Annotated in this window: 16 protein-coding genes; 11 read left to right on the top strand and 5 right to left on the bottom strand. The window is 65.9% G+C overall.

Features of this window, described 5'->3' with window-relative positions; translation table 11 throughout:
* Positions 1-152: 152 nt before the first annotated feature.
* Positions 153-1,418 (bottom strand): cytochrome P450, encoded by a 1,266-nt coding sequence (locus FFS72_RS04610; RefSeq protein ID WP_137872851.1) that lies wholly within the window; start codon positions 1,416-1,418, stop codon positions 153-155.
* Between the two features lie 162 nt (positions 1,419-1,580).
* Here FFS72_RS04610 and FFS72_RS04605 point away from each other — a divergent pair, with 162 nt between their 5' ends.
* From FFS72_RS04605 to FFS72_RS04595, 3 genes are all read left to right on the top strand, one after another.
* The gene (locus FFS72_RS04605; protein ID WP_137872850.1) at positions 1,581-2,744 is read left to right on the top strand and encodes a steroid 3-ketoacyl-CoA thiolase; all 1,164 of its coding nucleotides are present in this window, start codon (positions 1,581-1,583) and stop codon (positions 2,742-2,744) included.
* 136 nt (positions 2,745-2,880) lie between these two features.
* Positions 2,881-3,705 (top strand): alpha/beta fold hydrolase, encoded by an 825-nt coding sequence (locus FFS72_RS04600; protein WP_137872849.1) that lies wholly within the window; start codon positions 2,881-2,883, stop codon positions 3,703-3,705.
* A gap of 82 nt (positions 3,706-3,787) precedes the next feature.
* Positions 3,788-4,135, top strand: a complete 348-nt coding sequence (locus FFS72_RS04595; protein ID WP_137872848.1) for a zinc ribbon domain-containing protein YjdM — start codon at positions 3,788-3,790, stop codon at positions 4,133-4,135.
* Positions 4,136-4,273: 138 nt separating this feature from the next.
* Here the strand turns inward: FFS72_RS04595 and FFS72_RS04590 are convergent, their stop codons facing one another.
* Together FFS72_RS04590 and FFS72_RS04585 are read right to left on the bottom strand one after the other, a co-directional pair.
* Complete coding sequence (locus FFS72_RS04590; RefSeq protein WP_137872847.1) at positions 4,274-4,948, bottom strand: hypothetical protein; 675 nt, start codon at positions 4,946-4,948, stop codon at positions 4,274-4,276.
* 145 nt (positions 4,949-5,093) lie between these two features.
* On the bottom strand, positions 5,094-7,403 hold the full coding sequence (locus FFS72_RS04585; protein ID WP_137872846.1) for an ATP-binding protein: 2,310 nt from the start codon (positions 7,401-7,403) through the stop codon (positions 5,094-5,096).
* A gap of 225 nt (positions 7,404-7,628) precedes the next feature.
* On the opposite strand from FFS72_RS04585, the gene FFS72_RS04580 reads away from it, so the two are divergent.
* Complete coding sequence (locus FFS72_RS04580; protein WP_137872845.1) at positions 7,629-8,306, top strand: aldose epimerase family protein; 678 nt, start codon at positions 7,629-7,631, stop codon at positions 8,304-8,306.
* A 77-nt stretch (positions 8,307-8,383) separates the two neighbouring features.
* On the opposite strand, the gene FFS72_RS04575 is transcribed toward FFS72_RS04580, so the two are convergent.
* A complete protein-coding gene (locus tag FFS72_RS04575; RefSeq protein WP_137872844.1) occupies positions 8,384-8,863 on the bottom strand; it encodes a hypothetical protein in 480 nt (159 codons plus the stop codon).
* 331 nt (positions 8,864-9,194) lie between these two features.
* Positions 9,195-9,611, bottom strand: coding sequence for a DoxX family protein (locus FFS72_RS04570; RefSeq protein WP_137872843.1), 417 nt, complete (start codon positions 9,609-9,611; stop codon positions 9,195-9,197).
* 230 nt (positions 9,612-9,841) lie between these two features.
* Between FFS72_RS04570 and FFS72_RS04565 the strand changes: the two genes are divergently transcribed.
* From FFS72_RS04565 to FFS72_RS26330, 7 genes are all read left to right on the top strand, one after another.
* The gene (locus FFS72_RS04565) at positions 9,842-10,060 is read left to right on the top strand and encodes a three-helix bundle dimerization domain-containing protein (protein WP_137872842.1); all 219 of its coding nucleotides are present in this window, start codon (positions 9,842-9,844) and stop codon (positions 10,058-10,060) included.
* Between the two features lie 129 nt (positions 10,061-10,189).
* The gene (locus FFS72_RS04560; RefSeq protein WP_137872841.1) at positions 10,190-10,396 is read left to right on the top strand and encodes a three-helix bundle dimerization domain-containing protein; all 207 of its coding nucleotides are present in this window, start codon (positions 10,190-10,192) and stop codon (positions 10,394-10,396) included.
* 90 nt (positions 10,397-10,486) lie between these two features.
* Entirely contained in the window at positions 10,487-10,927 is a 441-nt protein-coding gene (locus FFS72_RS04555; RefSeq protein WP_137872840.1) for a hypothetical protein, read from the top strand.
* Positions 10,928-11,060: 133 nt separating this feature from the next.
* On the top strand, positions 11,061-11,936 hold the full coding sequence (locus FFS72_RS04550; RefSeq protein WP_137872839.1) for a hypothetical protein: 876 nt from the start codon (positions 11,061-11,063) through the stop codon (positions 11,934-11,936).
* Positions 11,937-12,264: 328 nt separating this feature from the next.
* On the top strand, positions 12,265-12,399 hold the full coding sequence (locus tag FFS72_RS26935; RefSeq protein ID WP_283235402.1) for a hypothetical protein: 135 nt from the start codon (positions 12,265-12,267) through the stop codon (positions 12,397-12,399).
* A 46-nt stretch (positions 12,400-12,445) separates the two neighbouring features.
* A complete protein-coding gene (locus FFS72_RS04545) occupies positions 12,446-13,609 on the top strand; it encodes a N(5)-(carboxyethyl)ornithine synthase (RefSeq protein ID WP_137872838.1) in 1,164 nt (387 codons plus the stop codon).
* A gap of 121 nt (positions 13,610-13,730) precedes the next feature.
* Positions 13,731-13,895 (top strand): hypothetical protein, encoded by a 165-nt coding sequence (locus FFS72_RS26330; protein ID WP_171018562.1) that lies wholly within the window; start codon positions 13,731-13,733, stop codon positions 13,893-13,895.
* Positions 13,896-13,969 lie beyond the last annotated feature (74 nt).

Raw genomic sequence — 13,969 nt, 5'->3', positions numbered from 1 at the left:
GTGCGGCCCTTCTCGTTTCGTGGGAACTGTCTCAGTCGCCGTCGCGTACCCGGCTCGCACTCGGTGGAAATATCCGACAGCGCCGGCGGGAACCCTCACGATCCCGCCGGCGCCGCCTCGCGCACCGTGACGAACTCTCCCTCAGTGAGTCGTCAGTGCGCGACGGGGCAACCCCCACCGGTGCCCTGGGTCTGGTAGTCCACCTGGTACTCCTTGAGGCCGTTGAGCCATCCGGAACGCAGGCGGCGAGGGGCGCCAACCTCGACGAGGTTGGGAAGGTAGTCGGCGATCGCGTTGAAGATCAGTTCGATCTCCATGCGGGCCAGGTTCGCGCCGAGGCAGTAGTGCGCACCGGTGCCACCGAACGAGAGGTGCGGGTTCGGGTCGCGCAGGATGTCGAACTTGTGCGGCTCGTCGAACACCTCCTCGTCGAAGTTCGCCGACACGTAGTTCATCACCACGCGCTGGCCCTTCTTGATCGCGACGCCACCGATCTCGGTGTCCGCGAGCGCGGTGCGCTGGAACGCGGCGACCGGGGTGGCCCAACGGATGATCTCGTCGGCGGTGGTCTTCGGGCGCTCCTTCTTGAACAACTCCCACTGTTCGGGATTGTCCATGAACGCCTTCATGCCGTGCGTGGTTGCATTGCGCGTGGTTTCGTTGCCCGCCACCGCGAGAACGATGACGAAGAAGCCGAACTCCTCGGCGCTGAGCTCGTCGCCGTCGACGTCGGCCTCGATCAGCGTGGTGACGAGGTCGTCGCCCGGGTTCTGCTTGCGCTCCTCGGCGAGCTGGTATGCGTAGCCGAGGATTTCCATCGACGCGGCGGCCGGATCGATGTCGGCGAACTCGGGGTCGTCGTAGGAGGTCATCTGGTTGGACCACTCGAAGACCTTGCCGCGATCCTCCTGCGGCACACCGATCAGCTCGGCGATGGCCTGCAGCGGCAGCTCGGCGGCGACCTGGGTGACGAAGTCGCCGCTACCCTCTGCGGCGGCGGCCTTGACGATGGACTCGGCGCGCTCGCGCAGCTCGTCCTTGAGGCCGTTGATCGCGCGAGGGGTGAAGCCGCGGGAAACCAGCTTGCGGAGCTTCGTGTGCTCGGGGGCGTCCTTGTTCAGCAGGACGAAGCGCTGCAGTTCGATCTGCTCGCGCTGCATGTCGTCGGCGAAGCGCGGGATCGCGGTGTTCTCCCAGGTGGAGAACACGTCGCTGCGCATCGACACGTCACGGATGTCCTCGTGCCGGGTGACCAGCCAGTAGCCACCGTCGTTGAAGCCGCCGACACCGTCGGGCTGCTCGACCCAGAGCACAGGCTGAGTCTTGCGAACCTCGGCCAACTCTTCGACCGGGAGTCGGTGTGCATAGATGTCCGGGTCCGTAAAGTCGAATCCCGCGGGAATGTTGGGCTGTGCCACTGCTGTCTCCTGCCCTCGCGACGATGCCGCCAAGTGATCTGTAACACGTTCTATCGATATTGAATCACAACCCCTCCGTCTAGGAAAGATCTGAGTACAGAGTCCTTGCCGACCGGCGGAACCTGTTCTACTTTTTTGAGAGAATCGTGAAAGGAGCCCACTGTGGGCACACCAGTAATCGTCGAAGCCGTCCGGACCCCGATCGGCAAGCGCGGCGGATGGCTGTCCGGCCTGCACGCGGCGGAGACCCTCGGCGCTGTCCAGGTCGGTCTGCTCGAGCGCGCCGGAGTCGATCCGGCCCTCGTCGAGCAGGTCATCGGCGGCTGCGTCACCCAGGCCGGCGCGCAGTCCAACAACGTCACCCGCACCGCCTGGCTGGCGGCGGGTCTGCCCTGGCAGGTCGGCGCGACCACGATCGACTGCCAGTGCGGCTCCGCGCAGCAGGCCAACCACCTCATCGCGGGCCTCATCGCGACCGGTGCCATCGACATGGGCGTCGCGTGTGGCGTCGAGCAGATGAGCCAGGTCCCGCTCGGCGCGAACGTCGGCACCGAGGCCGGTCCGCGGCGCCCGGCGTCGTGGGACATCGACATGCCCGCGCAGTTCGAGGCGGCCGAGCGCATCGCCAAGCGTCGCGGCATCACCCGCGAGGACATCGAGGCGCTCGGCGTCCGCTCGCAGGCACTGGCCAAGCAGGCCTGGGAGGAGGGCCGCTTCGATCGCGAGGTGCTGCCCGTGACGGCGCCCATCATCGGCGAGGACAAGCTCCCCACCGACGAAAAGCACATCGTCTCCCGCGACCAGGGTCTGCGCGACACCACCGCAGAATCCCTCGCCAAGCTCAAGCCCGTCATCGAGGGCGGCATCCACACCGCAGGCACCTCGTCGCAGATCTCCGACGGCGCCGCCGCCGTGCTGCTGATGGACTCCGACCGCGCACTCGCACTCGGCCTCAAGCCGCGTGCGCGCATCGTCTCGCAGGTCCTCGTCGGCGCCGAACCCGAGTTCCACCTCGACGGACCCGTCCAGGCCACCGCGAAGGTCCTCGAGAAGGCAGGCATGAAGATCGGCGACCTCGACCTGTTCGAGGTCAACGAGGCATTCGCGTCCGTCGCACTGTCCTGGGCACAGGTACACGGCCCCGACATGGACAAGGTCAACGTCAACGGCGGCGCTCTCGCGCTCGGCCATCCGGTCGGCAGCACCGGCTCACGCCTGATCACCACGGCCCTGCACGAGCTCGAGCGCCGCGACGGCTCCACCGCGCTGATCTCGATGTGCGCGGGCGGCGCGCTCGCCACCGGCACCATCATCGAAAGGCTCTGACACCACGCAGCGCCGGCCACCGACCCGCCCCGTCCTGCGATCGACACACCGCAGGACGGGGCGGTACACGTCGCTTCGCACCCACGCGGGACACGACCCCTGTCGTCCCGAAAGACACTGACACGGAAGAAGATTCATGCCGATCGCCACCCTCAACGGGATCCGACTGAACTACGACGTCACAGGCGAGGGTCCACTGGTGCTGCTGATCATGGGAACTGGCAGCCCCGGACGAGTGTGGCGCACCTATCAGGTGCCGGCCCTGGTCAAGGCCGGGTTCCGGGTCGCCACGGTCGACAATCGCGGGATCGCACCGTCGGACGAGTGCGCCGGCGGGATGAGCATCGACGACCTCGTCGCCGACACAGTGGCGCTCATCGAGCACCTCGGCGGCACCCCCACCCACGTGGTCGGCACATCGATGGGTTCCCGTGTGGTCGCCGAACTGGCCCTGGCGCGCCCGGACCTGGTTGCCAAGGCCGTCATGCTCGCCGCCACCGGTCGCCCTCACCCGATGGCCCACACCCTCAACCTCGGCGAACAGGCGCTTCACGACCAGGGTATGAAGCTGCCGGCGCCGTATGCCGCCGCGATCAAGGCGACGCTCAACCTCTCACCCCACACTCTCGAGGACCCGGACCGGGCGCAGGAGTGGCTCGACATCTTCGAGTTCTCTGCCGCGGCCACGCCGTCGGCGGGTGTCCGCGCACAACTCGGCATGGACCGCTCTCACGATCGGCTCGCCGACTATGCCCGCATCACCGTCCCGAGTCTGGTCATCGGATTCGCGGACGATCGGATGACTCCGGCCGTGTTCGGACGGGAGGTTGCCGACGCCATCCCGAGCGCCCGCTACGAGGAGATCGAACACTGTGGACACTTCGGCTACCTGGAGCGACCCGACGAAGTCAACAGTGTGCTCATCGACTTCCTGACCGGGCGTACCACGACGCCACGCTGATCCGTGCCCACCTTCGGACGATGCCGACCGGACCGGTAGCCGGTCGGCATTTTCCATCAGGGATCTGGAATATCCTGATCCGGTGGACCAGACCCTGCCTCCCTGCCCTGAATGCTCCAGCGAGTACACCTACGAGATGGGGGCGCTTCTGGTCTGCCCGGAGTGCGCACACGAGTGGGCGCCGGCGTCCGCGGATGCTGCGGACGAGTCAGGGGTGATCACGGATGCTGTAGGTAACGTCCTCGCCGACGGCGACACCGTCACTGTGGTCAAGACCCTCAAGGTCAAGGGCAGCCCCACCGGCATCAAGGCCGGCACCAAGGTGCGCAACATCCGCCTTGTCAACGGAGTCGGCGACCACGACATCGACTGCAAGATCGACGGAATCGGGCCGATGCAACTCAAGTCGAGCGTCGTCAAGAAGGTCTGACCCGGCCCGCACCGAACCTCACTTCCAGTTTCTCTCTCGTCTCTCCACGCCACCTGAAGAGGCCCGAGCTCACCGCGCAACGTGACGCTGCCATCGGCGGCTCGCACGACGAACACGAGTGCTGCCTACGCGGACGAATCAGCTGTCGGCGTCCCCGCTCGCTCCCCAGAGATGCGCTGCGTAGCGCGGGCATGTCTCTTCGTCGTCGAGGTCGTCGAGCACTGCCGAGAGTTCCGAGTGGCCATTGAGCGCGGCGAGGGTCATGAGCACGTAGCGGAGGTCGCGCTCGTCCCGGTGTGGAAGCGCGGCAGTCTCGACAGTGATCCTTCGCGCCTCGGCGAGCGCCTCTGCATGAGGATCAGGCCCCACGTCCCGAGACGAAACGGCGGCGATCGTCTCCTGCCACATGCTGGGCGTGGAGTCGCTCACGATGAGCCCGAGGACGGTGACGTACTCGAGTCGCTGCTCGACGCTCACGCGCCGAGCGATGCTGACCAGGTACGGAAAAGCAGCGACGGCGGCCGGCCAGGTGGTGCCTTCCGAAACGAGTGCGGGCCACTGCTCGGTGAAGCGCTCGCCGTCCACAGGATCCGCATTCATCGCGCGCAACCAGTCGGGCACCCACGTAGCATCGCCGTCCCTGGTCGACAGATCCTTCCAACGCGGGTCGTCCAGGGGAAGCGCCCTTGTCGTGGAGGCCTCCGGACGCCAGAGGGATTCGCTACTCGGCTGCATCACGAGTCCATCGTCGACGAAGACAGCGAGGATGTCGAAATCGATGGGGACTGGGTTGGTTTCGGTGAATCTGCGCATCTCGTGTCCCGAGTACTCGACGAACCGCGGCACAACGGCCGCGGACTCGGGACCGCTCGAGAGCACTGCGGCCGGGCGGCCGGTCCCCCTCGAGAATCGTCGACTTCTCGTGAGCGCTCCGGAGCCACCGGAGACCCTCCCGCCGTCAGGCCTCCTGACCCGCGCCCGCGGCGACCCACGCTGTGATCTGCGCGCGTGTCGTGAAGCCCAGCTTGGTGAGGATGTTCTCCACGTGCCCCTCCGCGGTGCGCTGTGAGATCACCAGCTGCTGCGCAATGGCCTTGTTGGTCATCCCCTGTGCGACGAGTTCGGCGATCTCTCGCTGCCGTCGGGTGAGACGCATCGTCGGCGCGCTCGCACTCGGCTCGGCGGGCGTCTGGTCACCGAGTGCGTAGGCGATTGCCGCGTCCACGGAGAGGTCGCGCCCGCGCGCGAAGGCGGCCTCGAACGCTTTCTGGCCGATTGCATCCGTCGACTCGCGAACGACTCGATCGTGATGGCCGAACAGGTCGCGGACCACGATCGTGGGGCTGCCGGCCGCCTCCCCCACCCACGCTGATGCACCCATCAGTACCGCGGCCCGCTCGGGACGGTCCGCAGCGAGCCAGGCCAGGATCTCGAGACACATCGCGAGGCCGAGAGGATCGTCGACGAGACGGGTGAGCCGCACCCCCTCTTCGATCAGCTGTGCCGCGCGCTTGGTGTCGCCCTGCTCCCAGACCGCCAGTCCCAGCATGCCCAGCGAATAGGACCGGTACATGGACTCGCCGTACGACGCGGTGAGGGCGACCACCTCCTCGTGGCAGGCGATCGCGCGTCGAGAGTCCCCCGCCAGCCCGCATGCCATGGCGAGTCCGACGAGGGTCCCGACGCGGGCCAGCGGGGCGCCCTCGGCGCGGAGTGTCGGCAGTGATTCCTCGAAACACTCTATTGCGCGGGCGAAGTCACCGGAGAAGGTCGCGAGGTAGCCGGTCGCGGAAACCGCGAACGCGAACACCGCGGGATCGTCTTCGGGGTGTGTCAGGGCGCACGCCGCATCGGTCCACTCCTGGGCCGCCGGAATATCCCCCTGCATCAACGCCAGCATGCTGCCGAGGCACAGCGCCGTCACCCGCGACCCGGCCGGAGCGCCGTCGGCACGTGCCAGCGCCCGATCGATCCAGTACCGCCCCTCGCTGTACAGACCGCGGGAAACCCAGTAGGGATAGATCGCGACGACCATGTGCAGCGCGGCGTCCGGTTCCGCCGCGGCAGTGACGCTGAATTCCAGCGCCGCGCGAAGATCGTCGCGTGTCCGGTCGAATCGAGCGAGCCACTCGAGTTGCCGGTTCCCGATCCACTCGGCCTCTGCCTGCAGCGTCAGCCGCTCACACCAGCCCTGGTGACGCTGCCGCAGGAGCGCCGACTCGCCGGCCTCCGCCAGCCTCTCCAGCCCGTACTCGCGAATCGTCTCGAGCATCCGGTACTGGGCGACCTCGCCCGTCTCCTCCCGGATCAGAATCGACTTGTCGACCAGCGAGCCGAGCACGTCGACCAGCTCGCTGTCGGCGAAGCCGCTGACCTCGGCTGCGGCGTCGAGCTCGAAGCCGCCGGCGAACACCGCCAGCTGGCGCCACAGCGTCCGCTCCCGGTCGCTCAGCAGGTCGTGACTCCAGTCGATGCACAGCTGCAACGTCTGCTGCCGCGACGGGGCGACGCGAGTGCCGGTGGTCAGCAACCGGTATCGGTCGGTGAGCCGAAGGAGGATCTGCTTCAGCGACAGCGCGCGCAGCCGGGCCGCGGCCAGTTCGATCGCCAACGGCAGGCCTTCGAGCCGCTGGCATATCTCCGCGACCATGCACTGGTTGTCCACGGTCAGACTGAACCCGGGAACCGCGGAGCGAGCCCGAGCTTCGAACATGACGACGCCCTCGTACCGGCCCAGACCCCGCAGCGACGCCGTTGTGTCCGGATCCGGAACTGTCAGTGGCGGAACCCGCAGCACCGCCTCCTCCCCGGCGGCCAGCGCCTCCCTACTGGTCGCCAGGATCCGCACCTCGGGGCATGCGCTCAGTACGGCCTTCGTGAGCTCGGCGACCTCCGTCACCAGGTGCTCGCAGTTGTCGAGAACGATCAACGCGCGCCGGTCGGCAAGGAAGTCGATGAGCAGTGGAAGTGGCGAGCGGGCCACTCGTTCCCGGAGCCCGAGCGCGGCGACCACCGTGTCCGCGAGCAGGTGCGGTTCGGCGAGTGCCCCGAGCTCGACGAGCCAGACCCCGTCCTCGAAGTCTTCCTGAAGGTTCGCCGCGACCCGCAGCGCGAGCCGGGTCTTACCGACACCACCCATCCCGGTCAGCGTCACCAGGTGCGACTCGGACAACAGCCGACGAACCTCCGCCAGCTCACGGCGACGGCCGACGAAATTGGTGAGTTCGTGCGGGAGGTTGCCCACCCGCACCCGCACTGCCGACTGCATAGGGACATCCCTTCGGTGTCGCGGCGCCACTACCCTGCGCAGCTGAGGGAGCAAGGGTATCTCTACCCGGATCCGAGTGGGCGGAACGCACCCTGATCGAAACTCGAACGGGCGAAAAACGTTCTGCCGGGAGTGATCCCATACGACACGACCGAGGACTCGGTCGGCGTATCATTCGCATGGTTGCCGAATCGCGGCAACGGTCTCGACGGGTGGGGAAGCACGATGGTCGAACGTCCTGAACAGCGTGGCGGCCGGTGGTCCGGGAACCGTGCACCCAAGCTTCTCGCAGCCTGCGTCCTCGTCACCGGGATCGCGCTGGGCAACATGGGAATGGGAGTCGCCGGGGCCGAAACCGATTCAGGTTCCTCGTCTCCCTCCGCGGTCGACCTGGAATGGGAGGCCTCGTGGGCGGCCTATCGGCTCGAGTCGAGCCAGGCCGACTGGGCACTGACGACCGTGACCGTCGACCTGCCCGTCACCATCGACGCGCCCGCCGATCGGGTGTTCCCGGCGTACTCGAACTTCAACAACAGCCTAGGACGCCACCCGTTCCTGAAGGGCATCCTCGACCGCCGCAGCTACACCGACGCCGACGTCTGGGAGTTCATCGCCCTCGAGGACATCCCGGCCGGCTCGGCATCGATTCCGGGTCGCACCGTCGGGCAGCAACGGACGTACGCCGCCGAACGCTGGTACACCACCGACACCTGGGATGCGCCCGGCGTGATCACCAACCAGAAGTTCACCTTCACCGAGAACGGCGGCGCGACCACTGTCGTCGAGCACCTGACGTTCAGGGCACCCGCAGTGCTGATCGACTACACCGTGCAGAACGGCGTGTCCTCTCACATCGAGAATCAGCAGGCCATGAAACGCGACATCGAGAACGGCACGCTCTAGGGGTACCCGGCCGTCACTGTTGGTGCCGGGCAGGCCGCAGCTGGCGTTCGAGCTGCACAAGGCACCGACACTTCAGTTCACTCTTCTCGCGTCTGCGTGTTCTTTCCGGTCGCGCCGCCGTTGCGAGCTTCGATGGCCTCGACGGACTTCTTGAACTGCTTCCCCAGAACGCGGGTGCCGAAGAATCCGAGCACCCCCGCGAGCAACCGTCCCCTGAGGTTCTTGCCATCGCGGACCACGACGGCGTCCACATCTGTCACACCCGAGGGCTGCTGGGTGAGCGTGTAGGTGTGGCCCGAGGCACCACCCCACAAATTGGAGTCGGTGGTCGTCATCACCACCCGATGGGGGTCGGTCCAGTCGTAGTGCAGGGTTTCCCAGATGCCGCTCGAACCCTCCGTGACATCAGCGTCGTGGGGGCCTTCGTGATGCACCTTGAGGTAGCCATCGGCACTGTTGCCGAAGAGTTCCTTTCGACCGGGCCCGAAGTCGGTGAGACCGGCCAGGAACTGCTCGGGCGTCGCGGTGGTCGTCTGGTGAAGATGAATCGTGGTCATGGCGCCTTCCTTGACACGTGGATGGTCCCCTCGGCCCTGAGGACCGAAGTCGGTGCACATCCAGAACACCACTCACGCGAGCGTCGCGGAAGGGGTTCCGTCGCCCCGATCCTGCCGGCCCCTGACTGGCTCTTCTCGCGGCCGCATCGCTTCGGGACCTAGGACCGGATCTTCAACGGCGACACACGATCGCTCTGAGCCGGAGCCGCCATCAGCAATCCACCAGACGTCTGAACTCACACGGCTGCAGTATCTTTCATCTGGTTTCTGATGTGTATCCGAGGAGCTCGCTCAGATACTGGTAACGCCAACCCAGGCGCTGGAACCGAGCTCAGGAGATGGTGAACAGTGGCCCGGTGATGGTCAGCCCCAGATCGCTGGTGTGAGCGAAGAATGCGAACAGCATCAATGCCGCGCCTGCCAACGCGATGTCCTTGTTGAACTGGATCATCTCCGTCTGTCTGGCCTGCGCGTCGGATTCGGACCAGAAGTTGTGCATCAGCGCCGCGGTCGGGACGAGGAAGGCGACCAACAGCAGAGCACCGAGGTCGGCCCAGACGCCGAACAGCACGCTCAATGCACCGACGACCAGGACCACGCCCGAGACCACGACGGAGAGCTGCGGGACGGGTACGCCCTTGCTCGCGGCGTACTGGGCCATGGCCTTGGATTGCGTCAGGTGGCCGAGAGCCGATGTCAGGAACAAGACCGAGAACAAGATTCGGCCGATGAGAACGAGGATGTCCATCGTCTACCTCCGCTGTGAGCTCTTGGTATTCGAACCATGGATTGACACTCCCTCAACAGCATTCTCCTGCATTTTGACCAGTCAGGTCACCGGATGGGTTGGGCTGACCCAGCAGCGGAGTTGGGAAAGAGACGATATATCGGAGAAGCACGCACCGAAGGGCCCGAACGCAGGGCAAATTGCCAGGAAACGGCAACCTGGCGTTCACCGTTCGATGGTCGAATGCCGGTATGGGCAAGAAGAAGGACGACGCCGACTCGAAAGAGGCCGCGGCACTGAGCGACATTGCGGCGGCGATCAAGAACGACTTTCCGCACCTGACCGACGATGACGTCGCCGCGATGATCGCCCGCGCCCGCGAGGACTTCTACAACCGGCCCATCCGCGACTTCATCCCACTGTTCGTTGAACGCCGGATCCGGGCCCAGCTCACCAACCAGAAGGAATAGGCCGGAAACGGAACTACGCAAGTCCCTCGAAATCCGCAGCGGCGACACTCGCGGAGCCCGACACGCGCCGGAAGTAGGAACAGAAGCAGTCCTATTGGCCAAGGTCACTGAGCTGAGTGAGACTTTCTCATGTTGCCGAAAGAAGAACAGCACCTGATCGACCTCTCGATCCGACGCCTCGCCGCCAAGTACCCGAACAAATCCCTCTCCGAAGTCAGCGATGCCGTCATCCGCGCCCGAATCCGCTTCGACGGCAAACCCATCCGCGATTTCGTGCCTCTGCTCGTCGAGCGTCACGCCGACAAACAACTCCGCATCGCCCGGCCTACAACCTGAACGACCACACCGGGTGCCGATCACCGGTGACGCCGACAGGATTCGGGTTGCGGGTGGATCGCACGCGCCTGGTCGGGTTGACTTTCCTATATGTCCAAGGTGGCCGCAGCTGCGGCCTGCATCACCGCCGTCATCACGGTGGCCGGGTGTGACAGCGGGATCGACTCGCGTGTCGGCTCGCCACCCGTCGCCGTGTCATCGGCGAAACCCGACACCTGGTTCGCCGCCGAGTTCATTCAGACGATGATCGGCATGGAACTCTCCTCCTCCGACGACCCGGCGGCGGAAGTGTCCGCGGCCGTCGCGCTCGCCGACGCCGACTGCCACTTCTTCGCCATCAACGACCTCTCCTCCACCCACAGCCCGCAGCAGAATGCGACACGCCTCGATGGCCTGGTCCGCGACCTGCGGGCGAGATATCCGGCAGCCGACGCCCAGATCCGGCAGGGACTGATCCAGCAAGCCGAATTCGCCTGCCCCAACTACGTCGACGTGCTCGTCGTCTACGACACGTGGGCCGCCACCCGATGACCCCACATCTCACGACAGCGAAGCTCGACAGCGGCCGTGCACGGAGCGCGGATGGGCCGCGGATCGTTCCGTGCCAGCCCGAACGGTCGAATTCGGCAGATTCTCGGCCTGGTTGTCGTGCGATCATGTTGAGGTGAGTGCTGGGGCTACTGCCGCGGCCTGGGCCGAGCAGCAGATCGCTTCTGTGCGCGACGATCCGGCTGGCCGGATCGCGCTCATGCAGCGCTGCTACTTCGGCCCGTACGGCAAGGCCCCGCGGCATCTCCCGTTCCAGCGGGCGGCGATGTCGTTCATGCGATGGCAACTCCGGCGAGGTCTGCTCCAACCACTGTCCAGCGACCATCCCGGTAGTCCATGGTGGCGTGCGGTGAACGAGCGCATCCTTCGTGACGGGTGTGAGGCGGTGGCCCTGAGCGGGGACTTCACCGGGCCGACCTCCTCGCAGACGGTCGACTTCTGGATGTCCTTCGCCGACTACCCGACCGCTCGGTCCTGGTATCGAGCGCACAACGGGAGCGTGGTCGCCGCCTACCTCGAGCACCGCGACGAGGCGGCGGCCGAGAACGAGGCCGAGCGCTTCTTCATGAACGTCGTGCTCTGCCGTGTCCTGTTCAGCCACGCCCTCGTCGCGGCCCCCCGACTCTCGCTCGGATGGCTACGCCCTCTCGCCCCGTTCCTGGGTGACCCGAGATTGGGCATGACCGGGATTTTCCTACAGCTGTCTCGCGTGCTTCCGGACCAGTACCCGCTCGCCGAGGGGGTTCGGTCCTACCTCGATGCCGAGCTCGGATTCGGCCGACTACTGGACTACGGGGTGATCATCCCCAGGCTGCAGCAGCTCTATGAGTGGTCATCGCACGAGCTCGCCGCGCCTGGCCTGCGCGACTGCATCCGCGACGGAGCCCTGACCTACGCATGGCCATTCGAGGACCGCGACGTCTGGCGGCCTCCGAAGTCATTCACCGTCCAGATGACGCAACGGGCGCTCCGACCAGAACGACGCGCCTGAGCGACCACAGCATCGGCGCCCACACGGACGGGCCATCGACCGACCGATCCCGCTTCCACCATTTCTGTTGTGGCGCGGGTTGATCGGGCACACGCTGCTCCGCTTCCCAGTGGCCCCGGTTGCGATCGACGCGCCGGCGCTCGCTCCAGTCCCATCACATCCCCGCGACCCTGACCAGAGGCTTTCCATACCCTCCGATCAGGGTCCGGAGACCGTCGTTCTCTTCCTCGAAGGTCCCCCGCGACCCGAGATGATGCGTCGATCACGTCGACAGTCCCGTACAGTCGGGGGATCAGGACCCTTCAGGTCCTCAATTGAGGGTGGCAGCATGGCCGACAAATCGCCTCGCAGTTCCATGTCCAAGAAATCCGGCAAGTCGCTGAAGGAAAAGCGCGCCGACAAGAAGGCCGGGTTGAGCACCAAGGCCGATTCCGAGATCGTCGCGAACGTCAAGAAGCGCTGACGCACCCCAGCCCCTCATCCCCAAACCTGCAGGAGCACAATCACATATGCTTGATCTCGGCGTCCTGGCGCATTCTCGGAAGAAGAATGAGCGACGCCTGCCGATCCATCCGCGTCACTTCCACCGGATCGACGACGATCTGCGCGCGCACATCTTTCTCGAGCCCGGGTACGGTGAGCCGTTCGGCGTTTCCGATACCGATCTGGAACCACTGGTGGCGGGCTTCCGCTCCCGGGACCGGTTGATCGCCGAGTGCGACGTGATCGCTCTCCCCAAACTTCAGGCGAGCGACCTGGCGGAACTTCGTGAGGGTCAAACGGTGTGGGGCTGGCCGCATTGCGTCCAGGACACCGAAGTGACGCAACTGGCCGTCGACCGGCGCCTGACGCTCATCGCCTTCGAGGCGATGAACCACTGGCGCAGCGACGGAGGGTTCGGGCTACACGTGTTCCACAAGAACAACGAGCTCGCCGGATATTGCTCGGTGATACACGGTCTGCAGATCATCGGCTCCACGGGTCACTACGGCCGTCGGCTGCGCGCGGTCGTCATCGGGTTCGGTGCGACTGCCCGAGGTGCCGTCACAGCGCTGAACGCACATGGCATCGACGACGTTCGGGTGCTCACCAATCGTGAAGTGGCCGCGGTCGGTTCGCCGATCCACTCGGCACGGATCGTCCGATTCGTGCACGATGCCGCCGATCCGCATCGGAGCTACGTGCTTTCCGAGGAGGGACGCGTGCCTCTGGCGCCCTATCTCGCGGAGAACGACATCGTCGTCAACTGCGTGCTGCAGGACACCGCCGAACCACTGACGTTCCTGGTCGAGGAAGACCTGGAGGCGTTCACGTCGGGCAGCCTGATCGTCGATGTGTCGTGTGATGCCGGCATGGGTTTCAGCTGGGCGCGGCCCACCTCGTTCACCGACCCGAGCTTCGTGGTCGGCAACAACGTGCACTACTACGCCGTCGACCACAGCCCGTCCTATCTGTGGAATGCCGCGACCTGGGAAATCAGTGAAGCCCTGCTCCCCCACTTACGGACGGTCCTGTCCGGCCCGGAAGCCTGGGCCGACGACCAGGTCATTGCGCGCGCGATCGAGATCCGCGACGGGGTGATCCGGAATCCGGCCATCACCGGGTTCCAGCAGCGCGCCGCCGACTATCCCCACGCGGTGGTTGCGGACGCTGCGAGTTCGTCGGGTCCATGATCCTGAGCCGTGTGGTTCGGTGGGATATTGCCCAGTGGCGCAGGAAGATCCGGCCGGTTCGGGTGGGGCCTCGGCCGGAACGACTGTTGATGCGCTGCACGCGACCTTGCAGAATGGGGGCGTGCAGCAACGCGTTGGTCGGTTGACGACGGCCGACGGCAACGGCTTGGCGTACGCCACGATCGGCGACGGCCGGCCGCTCGTCTACGTCTCCGGCTGGCCTGAGCGCGGGCAGGGGAACGGGACACCGATCGTTGGTCAGTACGTCTCGGGATCCCAGAAATAGAGCCGACTCGCACCTACGCTGATCAAGAACCCCGACGGCGGGTTGAGTTGCCTAGCGGAGCGATCCAGAAACAA

The sequence above is a fragment of the Rhodococcus sp. Q genome, from assembly GCF_005503035.1.
Classification (GTDB): domain Bacteria; phylum Actinomycetota; class Actinomycetes; order Mycobacteriales; family Mycobacteriaceae; genus Rhodococcus_G.
The sequence above is the reverse complement of the archived record's forward strand: the minus strand, read 5'-3'. Positions and strand labels throughout refer to the sequence as shown.

Excerpts from the sequence above, each read along its gene's own strand:
- FFS72_RS04580 (WP_137872845.1), top strand. The coding sequence starts at position 7,629 with ATGGTCGAACGTCCTGAACAGCGTGGCGGCCGGTGGTCCGGGAACCGT.
- FFS72_RS04600 (WP_137872849.1), top strand. The coding sequence starts at position 2,881 with ATGCCGATCGCCACCCTCAACGGGATCCGACTGAACTACGACGTCACA.
- FFS72_RS04590 (WP_137872847.1), bottom strand. The coding sequence starts at position 4,948 with ATGCGCAGATTCACCGAAACCAACCCAGTCCCCATCGATTTCGACATC.
- FFS72_RS04560 (WP_137872841.1), top strand. The coding sequence starts at position 10,190 with ATGTTGCCGAAAGAAGAACAGCACCTGATCGACCTCTCGATCCGACGC.
- FFS72_RS04555 (WP_137872840.1), top strand. The coding sequence starts at position 10,487 with ATGTCCAAGGTGGCCGCAGCTGCGGCCTGCATCACCGCCGTCATCACG.
- FFS72_RS04565 (WP_137872842.1), top strand. The coding sequence starts at position 9,842 with ATGGGCAAGAAGAAGGACGACGCCGACTCGAAAGAGGCCGCGGCACTG.
- FFS72_RS26935 (WP_283235402.1), top strand. The coding sequence starts at position 12,265 with ATGGCCGACAAATCGCCTCGCAGTTCCATGTCCAAGAAATCCGGCAAG.
- FFS72_RS04575 (WP_137872844.1), bottom strand. The coding sequence starts at position 8,863 with ATGACCACGATTCATCTTCACCAGACGACCACCGCGACGCCCGAGCAG.
- FFS72_RS04570 (WP_137872843.1), bottom strand. The coding sequence starts at position 9,611 with ATGGACATCCTCGTTCTCATCGGCCGAATCTTGTTCTCGGTCTTGTTC.
- FFS72_RS04545 (WP_137872838.1), top strand. The coding sequence starts at position 12,446 with ATGCTTGATCTCGGCGTCCTGGCGCATTCTCGGAAGAAGAATGAGCGA.
- FFS72_RS04585 (WP_137872846.1), bottom strand. The coding sequence starts at position 7,403 with ATGCAGTCGGCAGTGCGGGTGCGGGTGGGCAACCTCCCGCACGAACTC.